Annotated in this window: 14 protein-coding genes; 12 read left to right on the forward strand and 2 right to left on the reverse strand. The window is 75.6% G+C overall.

The features are described from left to right. Nucleotides 1-57 precede the first annotated feature (57 nt). Together pafA and EV189_RS17500 are read left to right on the forward strand one after the other, a co-directional pair. On the forward strand, nt 58-1,419 hold the full coding sequence (pafA, locus tag EV189_RS17495) for a Pup--protein ligase (RefSeq protein ID WP_130494446.1): 1,362 nt from the start codon (nt 58-60) through the stop codon (nt 1,417-1,419). 244 nt (nt 1,420-1,663) lie between these two features. Beyond that, nucleotides 1,664-2,626, forward strand: coding sequence for a hypothetical protein (locus EV189_RS17500; protein WP_130494288.1), 963 nt, complete (start codon nt 1,664-1,666; stop codon nt 2,624-2,626). 102 nt (nt 2,627-2,728) lie between these two features. Here EV189_RS17500 and EV189_RS17505 read toward each other — a convergent pair whose 3' ends face one another. Beyond that, nucleotides 2,729-3,829, reverse strand: a complete 1,101-nt coding sequence (locus EV189_RS17505) for a DUF3866 family protein (RefSeq protein ID WP_130494289.1) — start codon at nt 3,827-3,829, stop codon at nt 2,729-2,731. 82 nt (nt 3,830-3,911) lie between these two features. Here EV189_RS17505 and EV189_RS17510 point away from each other — a divergent pair, with 82 nt between their 5' ends. From EV189_RS17510 to EV189_RS17540, 7 genes are all read left to right on the forward strand, one after another. Continuing rightward, nucleotides 3,912-4,283, forward strand: coding sequence for an FKBP-type peptidyl-prolyl cis-trans isomerase (locus tag EV189_RS17510; RefSeq protein WP_130494290.1), 372 nt, complete (start codon nt 3,912-3,914; stop codon nt 4,281-4,283). A gap of 24 nt (nt 4,284-4,307) precedes the next feature. After that, the gene (locus EV189_RS17515; protein ID WP_130494291.1) at nt 4,308-5,288 is read left to right on the forward strand and encodes a helix-turn-helix transcriptional regulator; all 981 of its coding nucleotides are present in this window, start codon (nt 4,308-4,310) and stop codon (nt 5,286-5,288) included. Then, entirely contained in the window at nt 5,285-6,256 is a 972-nt protein-coding gene (locus tag EV189_RS17520) for a helix-turn-helix transcriptional regulator (protein WP_231116526.1), read from the forward strand. The genes EV189_RS17515 and EV189_RS17520 overlap by 4 nt, the downstream gene beginning before the upstream one ends. A gap of 102 nt (nt 6,257-6,358) precedes the next feature. Continuing rightward, entirely contained in the window at nt 6,359-6,679 is a 321-nt protein-coding gene (locus EV189_RS17525) for a hypothetical protein (protein WP_130494292.1), read from the forward strand. Between the two features lie 212 nt (nt 6,680-6,891). Then, the gene (tatA, locus tag EV189_RS17530; protein ID WP_130494293.1) at nt 6,892-7,173 is read left to right on the forward strand and encodes a Sec-independent protein translocase subunit TatA; all 282 of its coding nucleotides are present in this window, start codon (nt 6,892-6,894) and stop codon (nt 7,171-7,173) included. Between the two features lie 52 nt (nt 7,174-7,225). Then, nucleotides 7,226-8,167 carry a twin-arginine translocase subunit TatC gene (gene tatC / locus EV189_RS17535; protein ID WP_130494294.1) on the forward strand — a complete coding sequence of 314 codons (942 nt, stop codon included), beginning with the start codon at nt 7,226-7,228 and terminating at the stop codon, nt 8,165-8,167. Nucleotides 8,168-8,203: 36 nt separating this feature from the next. Next, the gene (locus EV189_RS17540; RefSeq protein ID WP_130494295.1) at nt 8,204-10,918 is read left to right on the forward strand and encodes a DEAD/DEAH box helicase; all 2,715 of its coding nucleotides are present in this window, start codon (nt 8,204-8,206) and stop codon (nt 10,916-10,918) included. Here the strand turns inward: EV189_RS17540 and EV189_RS17545 are convergent. Further along, nucleotides 10,915-11,892 carry a 5'-3' exonuclease gene (locus EV189_RS17545; protein ID WP_130494296.1) on the reverse strand — a complete coding sequence of 326 codons (978 nt, stop codon included), beginning with the start codon at nt 11,890-11,892 and terminating at the stop codon, nt 10,915-10,917. The two genes, EV189_RS17540 and EV189_RS17545, sit on opposite strands and share 4 nt — an antisense overlap. Here EV189_RS17545 and EV189_RS17550 point away from each other — a divergent pair. From EV189_RS17550 to EV189_RS17560, 3 genes are all read left to right on the forward strand, one after another. Next, entirely contained in the window at nt 11,873-12,991 is a 1,119-nt protein-coding gene (locus tag EV189_RS17550) for a M24 family metallopeptidase (RefSeq protein WP_231116528.1), read from the forward strand. The two genes, EV189_RS17545 and EV189_RS17550, sit on opposite strands and share 20 nt — an antisense overlap. Before the next feature lie 176 nt (nt 12,992-13,167). Continuing rightward, nucleotides 13,168-13,719: a CAP domain-containing protein gene (locus EV189_RS17555; RefSeq protein ID WP_130494297.1), complete on the forward strand. Its 552-nt coding sequence runs from the start codon at nt 13,168-13,170 to the stop codon at nt 13,717-13,719. Between the two features lie 36 nt (nt 13,720-13,755). Next, on the forward strand, nt 13,756-15,366 hold the full coding sequence (locus EV189_RS17560; RefSeq protein WP_130494298.1) for an amidohydrolase: 1,611 nt from the start codon (nt 13,756-13,758) through the stop codon (nt 15,364-15,366).

Below are 15,366 nucleotides of genomic sequence, written 5' to 3' on the forward strand. Positions count from 1 at the left end.
GCAGAGGCATACGCTGCAGGTCAGGAACACCGGGCACGCGGGAAGGGGGCGCTCGTGATGGACCGGCGCATCTTCGGCATCGAGAACGAGTACGGCGTCACCTGCACGTTCCGCGGACAGCGCAGGCTGTCGCCCGACGAGGTGGCGCGCTACCTGTTCCGCCGGGTGGTGTCCTGGGGTCGGTCGAGCAACGTGTTCCTCGCCAACGGCGCCCGGCTCTACCTCGACGTGGGCTCGCACCCCGAGTACGCCACGCCCGAGTGCGACGACGTCGTCGACCTCGTCGTCCACGACAAGGCCGGCGAGCGGACCCTCGAGGGCCTGCTCATCGACGCCGAGCGGCGGCTGCGGGAGGAGGGGATCGCCGGCGACGTCTACCTGTTCAAGAACAACACCGACTCCGCCGGCAACTCCTACGGCTGCCACGAGAACTACCTCGTGGGGCGCGCGGGGGAGTTCTCCCGCCTGGCGGACGTGCTCATCCCGTTCCTCGTCACCCGCCAGATCGTCTGCGGCGCCGGGAAGATCCTGCAGACGCCGCGCGGAGCCGTCTTCAGCGTGTCGCAGCGGGCCGAGCACATCTGGGAGGGCGTCTCCTCGGCGACGACGCGCTCGCGGCCCATCATCAACACCCGCGACGAGCCGCACGCCGACGCCGAGCGCTACCGGCGCCTCCACGTCATCGTCGGCGACGCCAACATGGCCGAGCCCACGACGCTGCTCAAGGTCGGCAGCACCGACCTCGTGCTGCGGATGATCGAGGCCGGCGGGGTCATGCGCGACCTCACGCTGGAGAACCCCATCCGGGCCATCCGCGAGATCAGCCACGACGTCACCGGCCGGCGCAAGGTGCGCCTCGCCAACGGGCGCGAGGCGTCGGCGCTGGAGATCCAGGAGGAGTACCTCACCCGGGCCCGCGACTTCGTCGCCCGCCGCGAGCTCTCCGACCCCACCGTGGACCGCGTGCTCGACCTCTGGGAGCGCGCCCTGCGCGCCGTCAGCACCGGCGACCTCGACCTCGTGGGCCGCGAGATCGACTGGGTGATCAAGTACAAGCTCATCGAGCGCTACCGCGCCAAGCACGGCATGGAGCTCTCCGACGCGCGGATCGCCCACCTCGACCTGGCCTACCACGACATCCGCCGCGGCCGCGGCCTCTACTACCTGCTCGAGGCCCAGGGCGTCGTCGACCGCGTAGCCAACGACCTGCGCATCTTCGAGGCCAAGTCCGTGCCCCCGCAGACGACCCGGGCCCGCCTGCGCGGCGAGTTCATCAAGCGGGCGCAGGAGAAGCGGCGCGACTTCACCGTCGACTGGGTGCACCTCAAGCTGAACGACCAGGCGCAGCGCACGGTGCTCTGCAAGGACCCGTTCCGCTCCGTGGACGAGCGCGTGGAGAAGCTGATCGCGTCGATGTAGCCGCTCGCTCGGCCGCTCGCGCGGCTGTGAAGTTGATCAGGTTGCCCGATCATCATCACGGCCTGCAGCACGAACTGGTCGCCGGCAGCACGAGGTTCGGTCCGCTCGGGCCGCACCTGGTGCGGTCGGGCTCGAGCGCCGCTGTCGTGGTCCCGGCGGCCGCCGCTCCGGTGGCCCTGTGGACGACCGCGCTGCCTGTGGATGACGGCGTACGCCCTGGCGCGATCCGCAGCACACTCCCCGCATGGACGCGCACCCGCCCCGCCAGCTCCCCACGGGGATGCCCTTCACCCGCGCCGCCGCGCTCGCCGCCGGTTGGACGCAGGGGGAGATCAACCGCAAGGTCCGCAGCGGCGAGTGGGCGCGGCTCCGGCACGGGGTCTTCCTCGAGGCTGTGGTGCACCGCAGCCTGCCGCCGCTCGGCCAGTACTCCATGCTCGTCCGCGCGCACCTGCTCAAGATCGGCGCGGCGACGGTGAGCCACGGGGCAGCCGCGGCACTGCTCGGGCTGCCGGTGCCGTGGCCGCTGTCCGGCGTCGAGCTCACGAGCGAGCGCAACGAGACCCGCACGCGCGACGGGCTGAAGGTGTGGCGCGCGCCGCTTCCGCCGGGGCACGTCGTCGCGGTCGAGCCCGACCTGCTGGTCACGGCGCCGGCGCGCACGATCGTCGACTGCGCGCGCACCCGTGGGTTCCGCGACGCGCTCGTCGTGGCGGACGCCGCGCTGCGTACCGAGCTCACGACGCCCGAGGAGCTGCGCGAGGTCCTCGAGGTCGTCCGCACCTGGCGCGGCTCCCCGCTCGCGGCCCGGGTGCTGACCTCGGCCGACGGTCGCTCCGAGTCGCCGGGGGAGACGCTGCTGCGGGTCGACACCCGCGGACTGGGGTACGCGCCGGTGCCCCAGCTGCTCGTCGAGGGCCTGTCGGGCCGTTGGTACCGCGCCGACCTCGGGCTCGAGGAGCTGGGTGTCCTGCTCGAGTTCGACGGGGCGGTGAAGTACCGCGCTGACGACCACCGCGTACTGCTCGCCGAGAAGGACCGCGAGGACGACCTGCGCGCCGCCGGCTGGGGCTTCGTGCGGGTGCGGTGGTCCGAGCTCGGGCAGCCCGAACGACTCCGGGCCCGCATCGAGGCCGCCGCGGCGACCAGCCGACGACCGCGGACCGCGGGCACCGTGCTCGAGCTGCCGAGGCGACGCGGGCGCTGAGCCCGACCCGTACGAGATGTACGCCGACCGGACGGGATCTCGTGCTGCCCGAGCACATCTCGTCCGGTCGGTCGAGATGATGATCGGGCCACCTGATCAACTTCACAGCCCGCCGGCGGCGACGAGGCGCGCGGCGTGGACGCCGGCGACCGCGCTGGCGAGGAAGCAGGGCGGGTCGGCGGCGTACCCGCGGCCCATCGACGACAGCGGCACGGGCGTCGCGGCGAGCGCCTGCTCCAGCCCGTCGACCGGCACCTCGACGAGGCGGTGGCGCTCGCCGCACAGCGCGGCGGCCTCCTCGCGCAGCCGCGCGCCGAACGCCCCCGGTAGCACCGGCACCGGGACGTCGGCCGGGGCCAGCGCCACCCGCCCGTACGCCGTGGTGCTGTGGTGCGACACCCCGCGGTGGCGCTCCCGCGGGTCCGCATCCGAGACCCGGAGGGCCGCGACGGGCCGGCCGCCGAGGACGGCTGCGGCGTTGACGGCCTCGCCGCACGCGACGCCGGAGAAGCCCCAGCGGGTGCCGGTGCCGAGGTTGCCCGGCCCCTGCGCGACGACGGCGAGGTCGGCGCCGAGCACCAGCCGGGCGGCGAGCAGCCCGGTGTGCAGGGTGACGGCCTCGAGCGCGCCGCCGAACGCCTGCCCGACCGTCACCGTCGCGGCGAGCCAGCCCGCCGCGTCGAGCCCGGCCACCGTGCGGGAGAGCGAGAGCGGCAGCGCGCCGCCGTCGGTCATGACGTAGACGACCCGCAGCCCGGGGTCGACCGTCCGCGCGCCGGCGAGCACCGCGGGCAGGGCCGAGTGCAGGTCCGCGGTGACGACGGGCAGGCCGTCGACCGAGTCCGCCTCCGCGAGCGCGGCGTGCCACGGGCTGTCCTGCTCGTCGGCGCCGAGGACGACCGGCTGCAGCGGGGTGTACCGCGCCTTCACGAGGTGGCCCGGCCCCGCGGGCGGGGCGGGCGCGACGGGGTCGGGAGGCAGCCGGTCGGGCAGCGCGACGACGAGGGCGTACCCGCCCGTCCCGAGCCCCAGCGCGAGAGCGGTGACGTTGAGCAGCACCCGGTCCCCGGGCTCGGGCACGCCCACGAGCCCGGTGTGCGCGAGCCCGCGCAGCCGCGCGCCGTCCACCTCGACCGCCACCTCGCGGGCGCCGGCCCACTCGCGGAGCACCTCGACCACGCGCCCCGAGCGCCACTGGATCACGCGGGTCACCCTACGGAGGCAGGAGCGGACCGTCGGCTAGGGTTCCGGAGTCCAGCACCAGGTCGTCCCGCAGGAGCGCGCCATGGCCGAGAAGCCCGAGATCGACTTCCCCGTCGGGGAGCCGCCGGCCGACCTCGTCGTCGAGGACATCACCGTGGGCGAGGGCGAGGAGGCGAAGGCCGGCCAGACCGTCACCGTCCACTACGTCGGCGTCACGTTCTCGGGCGGCGAGGAGTTCGACGCCTCCTGGAACCGCAACGAGCCCCTCGTCTTCCCGCTGGGCCGCGGCCGCGTCATCGCCGGCTGGGACCAGGGCGTGGCCGGCATGAAGGTGGGCGGCCGCCGCCGGCTCACGATCCCCGCGCACCTCGCCTACGGCCAGCGCGGCGCCGGCGGCGTCATCGGCCCCGGCGAGACGCTGATCTTCGTCGTCGACCTGCTGGGCGTCCGCTAGCCCGACCGGAAGGGGGTCGGCCGCGTGGCGTCCGCCAGCCCGTCGCGCGGCAAGACCGAGCGGCTGCTCAACCTGCTGCTCGCGCTGCTCGCGACCCGGCGTCCGCTGACCAAGCAGGAGCTGCGCCGGCTCGTCCCGGGCTACCCGGACTCCGACGAGGCCTTCGACCGCAGCTTCGAGCGCGACAAGGACGAGCTGCGCGAGCTCGGCGTGCCCGTCGAGACGGGCAGCGTGAGCGGGACCGACCTGTTCGCCGACGAGGTCGGCTACCGCGTGCGCCGCGAGGCGTACGCGCTGCCGGAGGTCGCGTTCACCCCCGAGGAGCTCACCGTGCTCGCGCTCGCCGCCCGCGCGTGGCAGTCGGCGGCGCTGTCCGGGCCGGCGAGCCGGGCGCTGCTCAAGCTCCAGGCCAGCGGGGCCGGCGTGGACGACGCCGCGGTCGCGGGCATCGAGCCGCGCGTCTCCTCGAGCGAGCCGGCCCTCCTGCCGCTGTGGCAGGCGCTGCGCGACCGGCGGCCGGTGCGCTTCGCGTACCGCCGGGGCTCCGCGGGCGAGGCCACGACCCGCACCGTCGAGCCGTGGGGCGTCGTCGCGCGCGCCGGGCGCTGGTACCTCGTCGGCCACGACCGCGACCGCTCCGCTCCGCGCGTCTTCCGGCTGAGCCGCATCACCGGCGCGGTCCGCCCGCTCGGGCGCCCCGGCGAGGTCGAGGTCCCCGCCGACGTGGACCTGCAGGCCGCGGTCGCGGCCGTCTCGCCGCAGGCGGGGGCGGGCACGGCGCACGTCCGGTTGTCACCCGGCAGCGGCGGCTGGCTGCGCCGCTCGAGCACGGCGACGGCGGATCCGGACGTCGTCGCCGTCGGCTACTCCGACCCCGACCTGCTCGCCGCCGAGCTCGTCGCCCTCGGTCCGGCCGCCGTGGTCCTCGACCCGCCGGAGGTCCGCGAGGCCGTCGCCCGCCGGCTCGCCGCGGTCGCTGCCGCGCACGCAGGAGCCGCGACGTGAGCGGCCAGGCCGCGGGCGAGCGGCTGGCGCGCCTGCTCGCCCTCGTGCCGTACCTCCTCGCCCGGCCGGGCGCCCGGGTGGAGGACGTCGCGGCGGCCTTCGGCATCGACGAGGAGCGGCTCGTCGACGACCTCCAGCTGCTGTTCGTCTGCGGCCTGCCCGGGCACCTGCCCGACGACCTCATCGAGGCGAGCTTCGAGGGCGGGGTCATCCACGTCGGCAACGCCGACGCCATCGCCCGGCCGCTCCGCCTCGGCGCCGACGAGGCGCTCGCGCTGCTCGTCGGGCTGCGCGCGCTCGCCACCGTCCCCGACGTCGTGCCGGGCGGGATCGGGCGCGACGCCCTCGACTCGGCCCAGGCGAAGCTCGAGCGGGCGGCGGGGGACGCCGCCTCCGCCGCGGCCGGGATCGACGTCACGGGGGTGCGCCCGGCGCCCGAGCCCGCGCTCGCGACCGTGCGCAGCGCCCTCGAGGAGCGCCGCCGGCTGCGGCTGCGCTACTACGTCCCCTCGCGTGACGAGACCACCGAGCGCGACGTCGACCCCATGCGCCTGCTCGTCGTCGAGGGGCGGGCCTACCTCGAGGGCTGGTGCCGCCGCGTCGAGGACGTGCGGCTCTTCCGCGTCGACCGCATCGAGCGCGCGGAGGTGCTCGACGTCGCCGCGGAGGTGCCGTCGACGGCGCAGCCGCGCGACGTCGACGCGGGCCTGTTCGCGCCCGCGGAGTCCGACCTCAGCGTCGTGCTCGAGCTCGCCCCCGAGGGCCGTTGGGTCGCGGAGTACTACCCCTGCGAGAGCGAGGAGGAGCTGCCCGGCGGCGGGCTGCGCGTCGTGCTGCGCACCTCGCAGACGGCCTGGGTCGTCCGGCTCGCCCTGCGCCTCGGCGGTGCCGGCCGCGTCGTCGACCCGCCCGAGGTGGCGGCCGACGTGCTCCGGGCGGCGCGCGAGGCGCTGGCCGCCTACGGCTGATCGGGTGGTCGGTGTCCCGTTTCCGGTCAAGGAGGGGCGCCTTCCGGCCGAAGCGTCTGTCATCGCACCGACGAGGCGTCGGACGGACGGAGGAACACAGTCATGACGACGATCAAGGCTTCGTGCCCGGTCTGCGGGGACGTCGAGCTCAAGCCGGCTCAGCTCCGCCTGGTGGTCTGCTCGCAGGCCGACTGGTCCTACTACGCCTTCGGGTGCCCCCGCTGCCGCGACGAGGTCCGCAAGCCGGCCGACGAGGAGATCGTCGCCCTGCTGGTCTCCGGCGGCGTCGCGGCCGAGCGCTGGCACGTGCCGGCCGAGGCGCTCGAGGCCAAGAACGGGCACCGCATCACCTACGACGACGTCCTCGACTTCGTGCTCAACATGGACCGGCTCGACGCGGAGATCTCCTCCCTGCTCGGCTGACCCCGGCACGCACCAGCCGCACCGCAGTCCCGGAGGCCCGGGCGACGCTCCCGCCGAGCGCCGCCCGGGCCTCCCGGCGTACGCGCCGGCCGCGGGGAGGGGAAGTGTTATGCATCCGTTCTCCCGTCGCACCACCGGAAGCGTCGCCGGCCTCCGGACGAGCGCGTAGCATCGGCGGTGTCCGCGTCAACGCCGAGCGAGTAGGACCCCTGATGCGCAACGCCCTCGAGCCCTGGCACCTGATCATCCTGCTGCTCATCGTCGTGATCCTGTTCGGCGCCAAGCGCCTCCCCGACACCGCGCGCGGCCTCGGCCGCTCGCTGCGGATCTTCAAGGCGGAGACCAAGGGCCTCATCGGCGACGACAAGGACGAGGAGACCTCGACCGCGACGAGCACCGCCGCGCCCGTCGTCGCCCCGCGCGCCATCGAGCCGACCGTGGTCGCCCCCGCTCCCCAGCAGGCCGTGAAGCACGACGGCGTCGTCGAGCGCTGAGCCCGGTCCTCGCGACCACCGCCCAGCGCCGGCCTCCAGGCACCTGCCGCCGATGACCTCCGTCCACGACGCGCCGCCCCAGCAGCGCCGCCGGGCCCGCGTCCCGCTGCCGCCCCTGCGGCGCAAGCGGGAGCGCAACCCCGGCGGCCAGATGGCGCTGATCGACCACCTGCGCGAGCTGCGCCGTCGCATCGTCCTCTCGATGATCGCCGCGGTGCCCGGCGCGGTCATCGGCCTGGTCTTCTACCAGCCGATCTCGCACCAGCTGGTGCAGCCGATGTGCAACGCGCACATCCACTCCATCGCCGGCAAGCAGTGCCTCGTGCAGAACGGCATCACCCAGCCGTTCAACACCGCGCTCGCCATCGCCGTCGTGACGGGCATCCTGCTCGCCACCCCGGTGTGGCTCTACCAGCTCTGGGCGTTCGTGACCCCGGGGCTGCACGCCAACGAGCGCCGGTGGAGCATCGCGTTCCTCGCGACCTCGATCCCGTTGTTCTTCTCCGGTGCGGCGCTGGCCTACTGGCTGCTGCCCAAGGCCATCGACATGCTGCTGAGCTTCACGATCAGCGACGCGGCCAACCTCGTCGAGCTCAGCGACTACCTCAGCCTGCTGCTGCGGATGATCCTCGTGTTCGGCCTGGCGTTCGAGATGCCGGTCTTCATCGCGATGCTCAACGCCGCCGGGATCCTGCCCGGCCGGACGCTGATCAAGGCCTGGCGCTACGTCATCTTCGCGATCTTCGTCTTCGCCGCGGTCGCGACGCCCACCGGTGACCCGTTCACGATGCTCACGCTCGCGCTGCCGATGTGCGTGCTGTTCCTCGTGTCCTACGCCTTCTGCGTGTGGAACGACCGCCGTCGCGCCCGCCGCGCCGGCGAGTGGGGCTCGCTCGACGACGACGAGGCCTCGCCGCTCGACGAGACGCCCTCGGCGCTGGACGAGACCCGGTCCCCGCTCGACGACACCCCGTCGCGCCTCGACTGGTCCTGAGCGCCGGGTCCGCGCGGGCGGACGTACGCTGGCGCCATGACCTCCGCGGCCGAGCGGTACGCCGCCGCCCGGCGCAGGGCGGCTGAGGCGCGCACCGAGTTGGGCCGGTTCTCCCAGGACTACCCCTTCGGGCTCGACGAGTTCCAGCTCGAGGCCTGCCGGGCGCTCGAGGCCGGGCGGGGCGTGCTCGTCGCGGCGCCGACGGGTGCCGGCAAGACCGTCGTCGGCGAGTTCGCGGTGCACCTCGCGCTCGCCGAGGGGCACAAGTGCTTCTACACCACGCCGATCAAGGCGCTGTCGAACCAGAAGTTCCACGACCTCGTCGAGCGCTACGGCCCGGAGCGCGTCGGCCTGCTCACCGGCGACAACGTCGTCAACGGCGAGGCGCCGATCGTCGTCATGACGACCGAGGTGCTGCGCAACATGCTCTACTCCGGCAGCGCCACGCTCGCCGGGCTCGCCTACGTCGTCATGGACGAGGTGCACTACCTCGCCGACCGCTTCCGCGGGGCGGTGTGGGAGGAGGTGATCATCCACCTCCCGGAGTCCGTGCGGCTCGTCTCGCTGAGCGCGACGGTGAGCAACGCCGAGGAGTTCGGCGACTGGCTGGTGACCGTGCGCGGTGACACCGCCGTCGTGCTGGAGGAGCACCGGCCGGTCCCGCTGTGGCAGCACATCCTCGTCGGCGGCCGGCTGCACGACATGTTCACCGACGCCGACCAGAGGACCGTCAACCCCGAGGTCGCCCGGCTCGCCCGCGAGCAGTCGCAGCGGATGCTCGACTACAGCCGGCGCGGGCCGAAGGGCCGGCCCAACGTGCGGGGCGGGTTCCGCCCGCCGTCGCGGGTCGAGGTCATCGAGGGGCTGCGCGCCGAAGGGCTGCTGCCCGCCATCACCTTCATCTTCAGCCGCGCCGGCTGCGACGCCGCGGTGCAGCAGTGCCTCGCCGCCGGGCTGCGGCTCAACACACCGAGCGAGGCGCTGGAGGTGCGCGGGATCGTCGACGCCCGCACGGCGCAGATCCCCGACGAGGACCTGCACGTGCTCGGCTTCGACGACTTCGCCGAGGCGCTCGAGCGGGGGGTCGCGGCGCACCACGCCGGGCTGCTGCCGACGTTCAAGGAGATCGTCGAGGAGCTGTTCGTCCGCGGGCTGGTCAAGGCCGTCTTCGCGACGGAGACGCTGGCGCTCGGCATCAACATGCCGGCCCGCTCGGTGGTGCTGGAGAAGCTCAGCAAGTGGAACGGCGAGACCCACGCCGACGTGACCCCGGGGGAGTACACCCAGCTCACCGGCCGCGCCGGCCGGCGCGGCATCGACGTCGAGGGCCACGCGGTCGTGCTCTTCACGCCGGGGATGGACCCGCAGGCGGTGGTGGGGCTGGCGAGCACCCGGACGTACCCGCTGCGGAGCAGCTTCCGCCCCTCCTACAACATGGCCGTCAACCTCGTCCGGCAGTACGGCCGCACCCGCTCGCGCGAGCTGCTCGAGACGAGCTTCGCGCAGTTCCAGGCCGACCGGTCCGTCGTCGGCATCGCCCGCCAGGTGCAGCGCGGGCAGGAGGCGCTCGAGGGCTACCGCGAGGCGATGCGCTGCGAGCTCGGCGACTTCAGCGAGTACGCCGCGCTGCGCCGCGCGCTGTCCGACCGCGAGGCCGAGCTGTCCCGGCAGAGCGCCGCCAACCGGCGGGCGCAGGCCGCCCAGTCGTTGGAGCGGCTCAAGCCCGGCGACGTCATCGAGGTGCCGAGCGGGCGCCGCGCCGGGCTCGCCGTCGTGCTGGACCCGGGGCTCGCCGGGTCCTTCGACGGGCCGCGCCCCACCGTGCTCACGGCGGACCGGCAGGTCCGCAAGCTCACCGTGCACGACTTCCCCGTGCCGGTGAAGGCGCTCGACACCGTGCGCATCCCGCGCGGGTTCAACCCGCGCAACCCGCAGATGCGCCGCGACCTCGCCTCGAGCCTGCGCAACACCGGGGCCGAGGGCGGCAAGCCGAAGCGCGCGCGCTCCGGCGCGGCGGACGACCCCGAGATCGCGCGGCTGCGCCAGGCGGTGCGCGACCACCCGTGCCACCGCTGCCCCGACCGCGAGGACCACGCGCGCTGGGCGGAGCGCGCGATCCGGCTGGAGCGGGAGACGGCGGCGCTCGAGCGGCGGGTGGCCGCGCGTACCGGCACGATCTCGCGCACCTTCGACCGCGTGACCGCGCTGCTCGAGCAGCTCGGCTACCTCGAGGGCGACCGCGTGACGCCCGCGGGGGAGCGGCTGTCCCGGCTCTACACCGAGCTCGACCTGCTCGCCGCGGAGTGCCTGCGCGAGGGCGTGTGGGAGCAGCTCGACCCCGCCGAGCTCGCGGCGTGCGCCTCCGCGCTGGTCTACGAGGCGCGGCAGAGCGACGACGCCGCGACCCCGCGCCTGCCGCCGGGCCGCACCGCCGAGGCCCTCGACCGCACGCTGCGCCTGTGGGGCGAGGTCGCCGGGCTGGAGTCCGAGCACCGGCTGGAGTTCACCTCGCGGCCCGACCTCGGCTTCGCCTGGCCCGTCCACCGCTGGGCCGGCGGCGCGCGCCTCGACGTCGTGCTGCGCGAGAGCGGCCTGGCGGCCGGGGACTTCGTGCGCTGGTGCAAGCAGGTCATGGACCTGCTCGGCCAGCTCGCCGACGCCGCGCCCGAGGGCTCGCGCGTCCGTGGCACCGCGCTGCAGGCGATCGCCCGCGTCAAGCGCGGGGTCGTGGCCTACTCCAGCGTGTCCTAGCGGGCCGCGGACAGCGCCGCCGTCACCCGGTCCGCGGCGCCACCGAGCCCCCAGCGCTCGACGAGCTCCTGCCAGCGCGCGGTGTCGCGCGGCTCGCGGGGGAGGCGGTCGTCGTGCTCCGGTACGGGGGCGTCGCGCGCGACCCGCACGACGACCGGCGCCGCGTCGAGGTACGCCGACGCCGCCCGCAGCCTCTGCAGCTGCGGGGCGCTGAGGCCCTTGTCGCCGGCGTCGACCGCGGCGCGCAGCCCGGCGAGCGTGCCGTAGCGGGCGAGCAGGGCGGCGGCGGTCTTCTCCCCGACACCCGGGACGCCCGGCAGGCCGTCGGAGGGGTCGCCGCGCAGCAGCGCGAACTCCGCGTACGCCTCACCGGAGGCCACGGCGTACTTCTCGCGCAGCCGGGCCTCGTCGTAGACCTCGGCGGCGCCGACGCCCTTGGCGGCGACGTAGAGGACCCGCACCTTGCGCGCGTCGTCGACGAGCTGGAAGAGGTCGCGGTCGCCGGTGACCACCTCGGTGGGGACGCGGGAGGCGGTCGCGAGCGTGCCGAGGACGTCGTCGGCCTCGTAGCCCGGCACCCCGAACCAGCACAGCCCGAGCGCGTCGAGGCAGTCCTGGATGACGGCGACCTGGGGCACGATCGCGTCGGGCACGACCTCGCCGTCGCCGGCGGGAGCGACCCGGTGCGCCTTGTAGGACGGCAGCGCCGCGACCCGGAAGGCCGGCCGCCAGTCGGCGTCCATCGCGGCCACCAGCCGGGTCGGCTGCCGGTCGGTGACGAGGCGGGCGACGAAGTCGAGGAAGCCGCGGACGGCGTTGACCGGCGTCCCGTCGGGCGCGCGGACGGTGTCCGGCACGCCGAAGAACGCCCGGAAGTAGAGCGAGGGGGCGTCCAGCAGGAGGAGTCGGTCTGCCACTTGATCAGGCTGCCACACCACCCGATAGGGTGCCTGCGTGATCGCCGGCCCCGACATCGCGGCGCTGCGCGCACGGCTCTCGGCCGCCGCGGCGGCCGCCGGGCGGGCGTCGGTGGACGCCCTGCTGGTCTCCCCGGGGCCGGACCTGCGCTACCTCACCGGCTACGACGCGATCGCCCTCGAGCGGCTCACCTGCCTCGTGCTGCCCGCTGACGGCGACCCCCGCGTGGTCGTCCCGCGGCTCGAGCGGCCCGCCGCCCTCGCCTCGCCCGTCGGCGCGCTCGGGCTCGAGGTCGTGGCGTGGGACGAGACCGACGACCCGTACGCCCTGGTGGCCTCACTGCTCCCCGGCGCGGGCTCGGTCGCGGTCGACGACCGCATGTGGGCGGTCAAGGCGCTGGCGCTGCAGGGGGCGCTCCCGCAGGCGCGGCAGAGCGCCGCAGGCGTGGTCCTGCGCGAGCTGCGCATGCGCAAGGACGCCGCCGAGGTCGAGGCGCTGCGACGCGCGGGCGAGGCCATCGACCGCGTGCACGCACGGGTGCCCGAGTGGCTGCGCCCCGGCCGCACCGAGCGTGAGGTCGGGCGCGACATCGCCGACGCGATCCTCGCTGAGGGCCACGCGACCGTCGACTTCGTCATCGTCGCCTCGGGGCCCAACGGCGCCTCGCCGCACCACGAGCTGTCCGACCGGGTGGTCCAGGACGGCGACGTCGTCGTCGTCGACATCGGCGGCGCCATGCCCGACGGCTACTGCTCCGACAGCACCCGGACCTACGCCGTGGGAGGGGTCCCGGCGGAGTTCGGCTGGGCGTACGACGCGCTGCAGGCCGCCCAGGAGGCCGCGTGCGCAGCCGCCCGCCCCGGCGTGACGTGCGCGGAGGTGGACGCCGCGGCGCGCCGGGTGCTGGAGGACGCCGGCCTCGGTGACCGGTTCGTGCACCGCACCGGCCACGGCATCGGGCTGGAGACGCACGAGGAGCCGTACATCGTGGCGGGCAACGACCTGCCGCTGGAGCCCGGCATGGCCTTCTCCGTCGAGCCCGGGATCTACGACGAGGGCGTCGGCGGCGCCCGCATCGAGGACATCGTCGTCTGCACGGACGACGGAGCAGAACGGCTCAACCGGAGACCCCGGGAGCTGGTCGTCATCGGCTGATCCCGTCACCCGGACGCGGCATCCCGCCCCGTCCGGTTCAAGCGGTCGCTCCCCGGTCCCGATCCGGAGAAGGACCGCAGGACAGCGCGCCACCGGCGCCGCGCCCGTCCTCCGCCCCCGGACCACCGGTCCGCTCGCCGGTCCGCGCCTGCGGACCGTCCACGGAAGGACTCGCCATGCGTCCCGAGAGCTCCCGCCCGTCCCGCCGCCTGCTCGCCGGCATGGTCGGCATGGTCGGCATGGTCGCCCTGCTGCCGCTCGGCCAGGCCCTGCCCGCGCACGCCGCCACCTCGCCCGCCGCCGCGGCGCTGGGCACCGCGAGCGCCGCCACCCCCGCCGTCACGTCGAGCACGACCTCCCGCGCCTCTGCCCGGGCCTCCGCCGTGCGAACCCTGCTCGTGCAGATCAACCGCGAGCGCGCCGCGCACCACCTGCGCCCCCTGCGCCTCAGCCGCGACCTCACCGTCTACGCCGGCCGCCACTCGGTCGACATGGCCGTCCCGCGCCGGCTCGTCCACTCCACGGGCCTCTCGACGCTGTGCTGCTGGACGCGGATCGGCGAGAACGTCGCCTACGCCGTCACTCCCCAGATCGCGGGCGCGACGCTGCTCGCCTCGCCGCCGCACCGCGCCAACATCCTCACCCCGCAGTTCACCGAGATCGGGATCGGCGTCGCCCGCAGCGGCGGCAGGATCTGGGTCACCGAGGTCTTCCGCGCCCGCCGCTAGTCCTCCGTCCGGCGGGCGCCGGGTAGGGTCCGCCGGGTGAGCGAGCCCGGCGACCCGACCCGTCCCCTGCTCTTGCGCGGCGGTGTCGTGCACAGCCCCGCGGACCCCTTCGCGACCGCGCTGCTCGTGGTCGACGGGACGGTGGCCTGGGTGGGCTCGGACGCGGCAGCGGCGGCCAGCGCTCCTCCCGGCGCCGAGGTCGTCGAGCTCGACGGCGCCCTCGTGACCGCGGCCTTCGTCGACGCCCACGTCCACCTCACCGCCACCGGCCTGCGGCTCCCCGGTCCCCACGCCGTGCTCGACCTGGGCCCGGCGACCAGCGCCCGGGACCTGCTCGCGGCCCTCACCGCCGCCGCCGCCGCCCTGCCCGAGGGCGAGCTGCTCCTGGCCGAGGGCTTCGACGAGTCCTCCTGGGCCGACCCGCGGCTCCCCGGGCTGGCCGAGCTCGACGCCGCGGTCGGGCCGCGCCCGGCCCTCGTCGGCCGCGTGGACGCGCACTCCTCGCTCGCCTCGACGGCCCTGCGCCGGCAGCTGGGCCTGCCCCTCGACGACGCGCCGCTCGCGGGGGCGGCGCACACGACCGCCAGCGCCGCCGCCCTCGCCAGCCTCTCCCCGCAGCGGCGCGAGGCCGCGCAGCTCGCCGCCCTGCGCGCCGCCGCTGCGCTCGGCATCGGCGTCGTCCACGAGATGGGCGGTCCGGGGTTCGGCGGCCCCGACGACCTCGCCGCGCTGCTGCAGCCCCGCCCCGGGCTGCCGCGGGTCGCCGGCTACTGGGGAGAGCTCGGCGCCACCGCACGGGCGGCCGAGCTCGGCGCGCTCGGCCCGGCAGGTGACGTGCTCGCCGACGGGTCGCTCGGCTCCCGCACGGCGGCGCTGCGCTCCGCGTACGCCGACCGGCCCGGGCACCTCGGCAGCGCGTACGTCTCGGCGGGGGAGGTCCGCGACGCCGTCCTCGCCTGCGTCGCGGCCGGGACGCAGCCGGGCTTCCACGTCATCGGCGACGGCGCCCTCGACGTCGTGCTGGCGGGGCTGCGGGAGGCGGCGGGTGTCGTGGGCGAGCTCGCCGTGCGCGCCGCCCGCCCCCGCCTCGAGCACGTGCTCATGCCCGACGCCGACGCGGTCGCCGAGCTCGCCCGGCTCGGGGTCGTCGCCTCGGTGCAGCCGGCCTTCGCCGCCACCTGGGGCGCAGCGGGCGGGATGTACGAGCACCGGCTCGGGCGCGAGCGCGCCCGAGCGCTCCACCCCCTCGCCGCGCTCGCCGCCGCCGGGGTGGCGCTGGCGCTCGGCAGCGACGCGCCCGTCACGCCGCTCGCCCCCTGGGAGGGCGTGCGCGCCGCGGCCTTCGGCGTCCCCGACGGGGCCGCGCTGTCCGTGCGAGCCGCCTTCGCCGCCGCCACCCGCGGCGGGTGGCGCGCGGAGGGGCGCGACGAGGGCGGGGTCCTCGCTCCGGGCGCGCCGGCCACGCTCGCCGTGTGGGAGCCCACCGACCTCGTCGTGCAGACCCCCGACCCGCGGGTGTCGGCCTGGTCGACCGACCCGCGCTCCGGGGTCCCCGGCCTCCCGGACCTCACCCCGGGGACCCCCGCGCCGCGCTGCCTGCGCACGGTCGTCGACGGCGTGACGGTGCACGCCGCCGACGCCGGCTAG

Source organism: Motilibacter rhizosphaerae (assembly GCF_004216915.1).
Lineage (GTDB): Bacteria > Actinomycetota > Actinomycetes > Motilibacterales > Motilibacteraceae > Motilibacter > Motilibacter rhizosphaerae.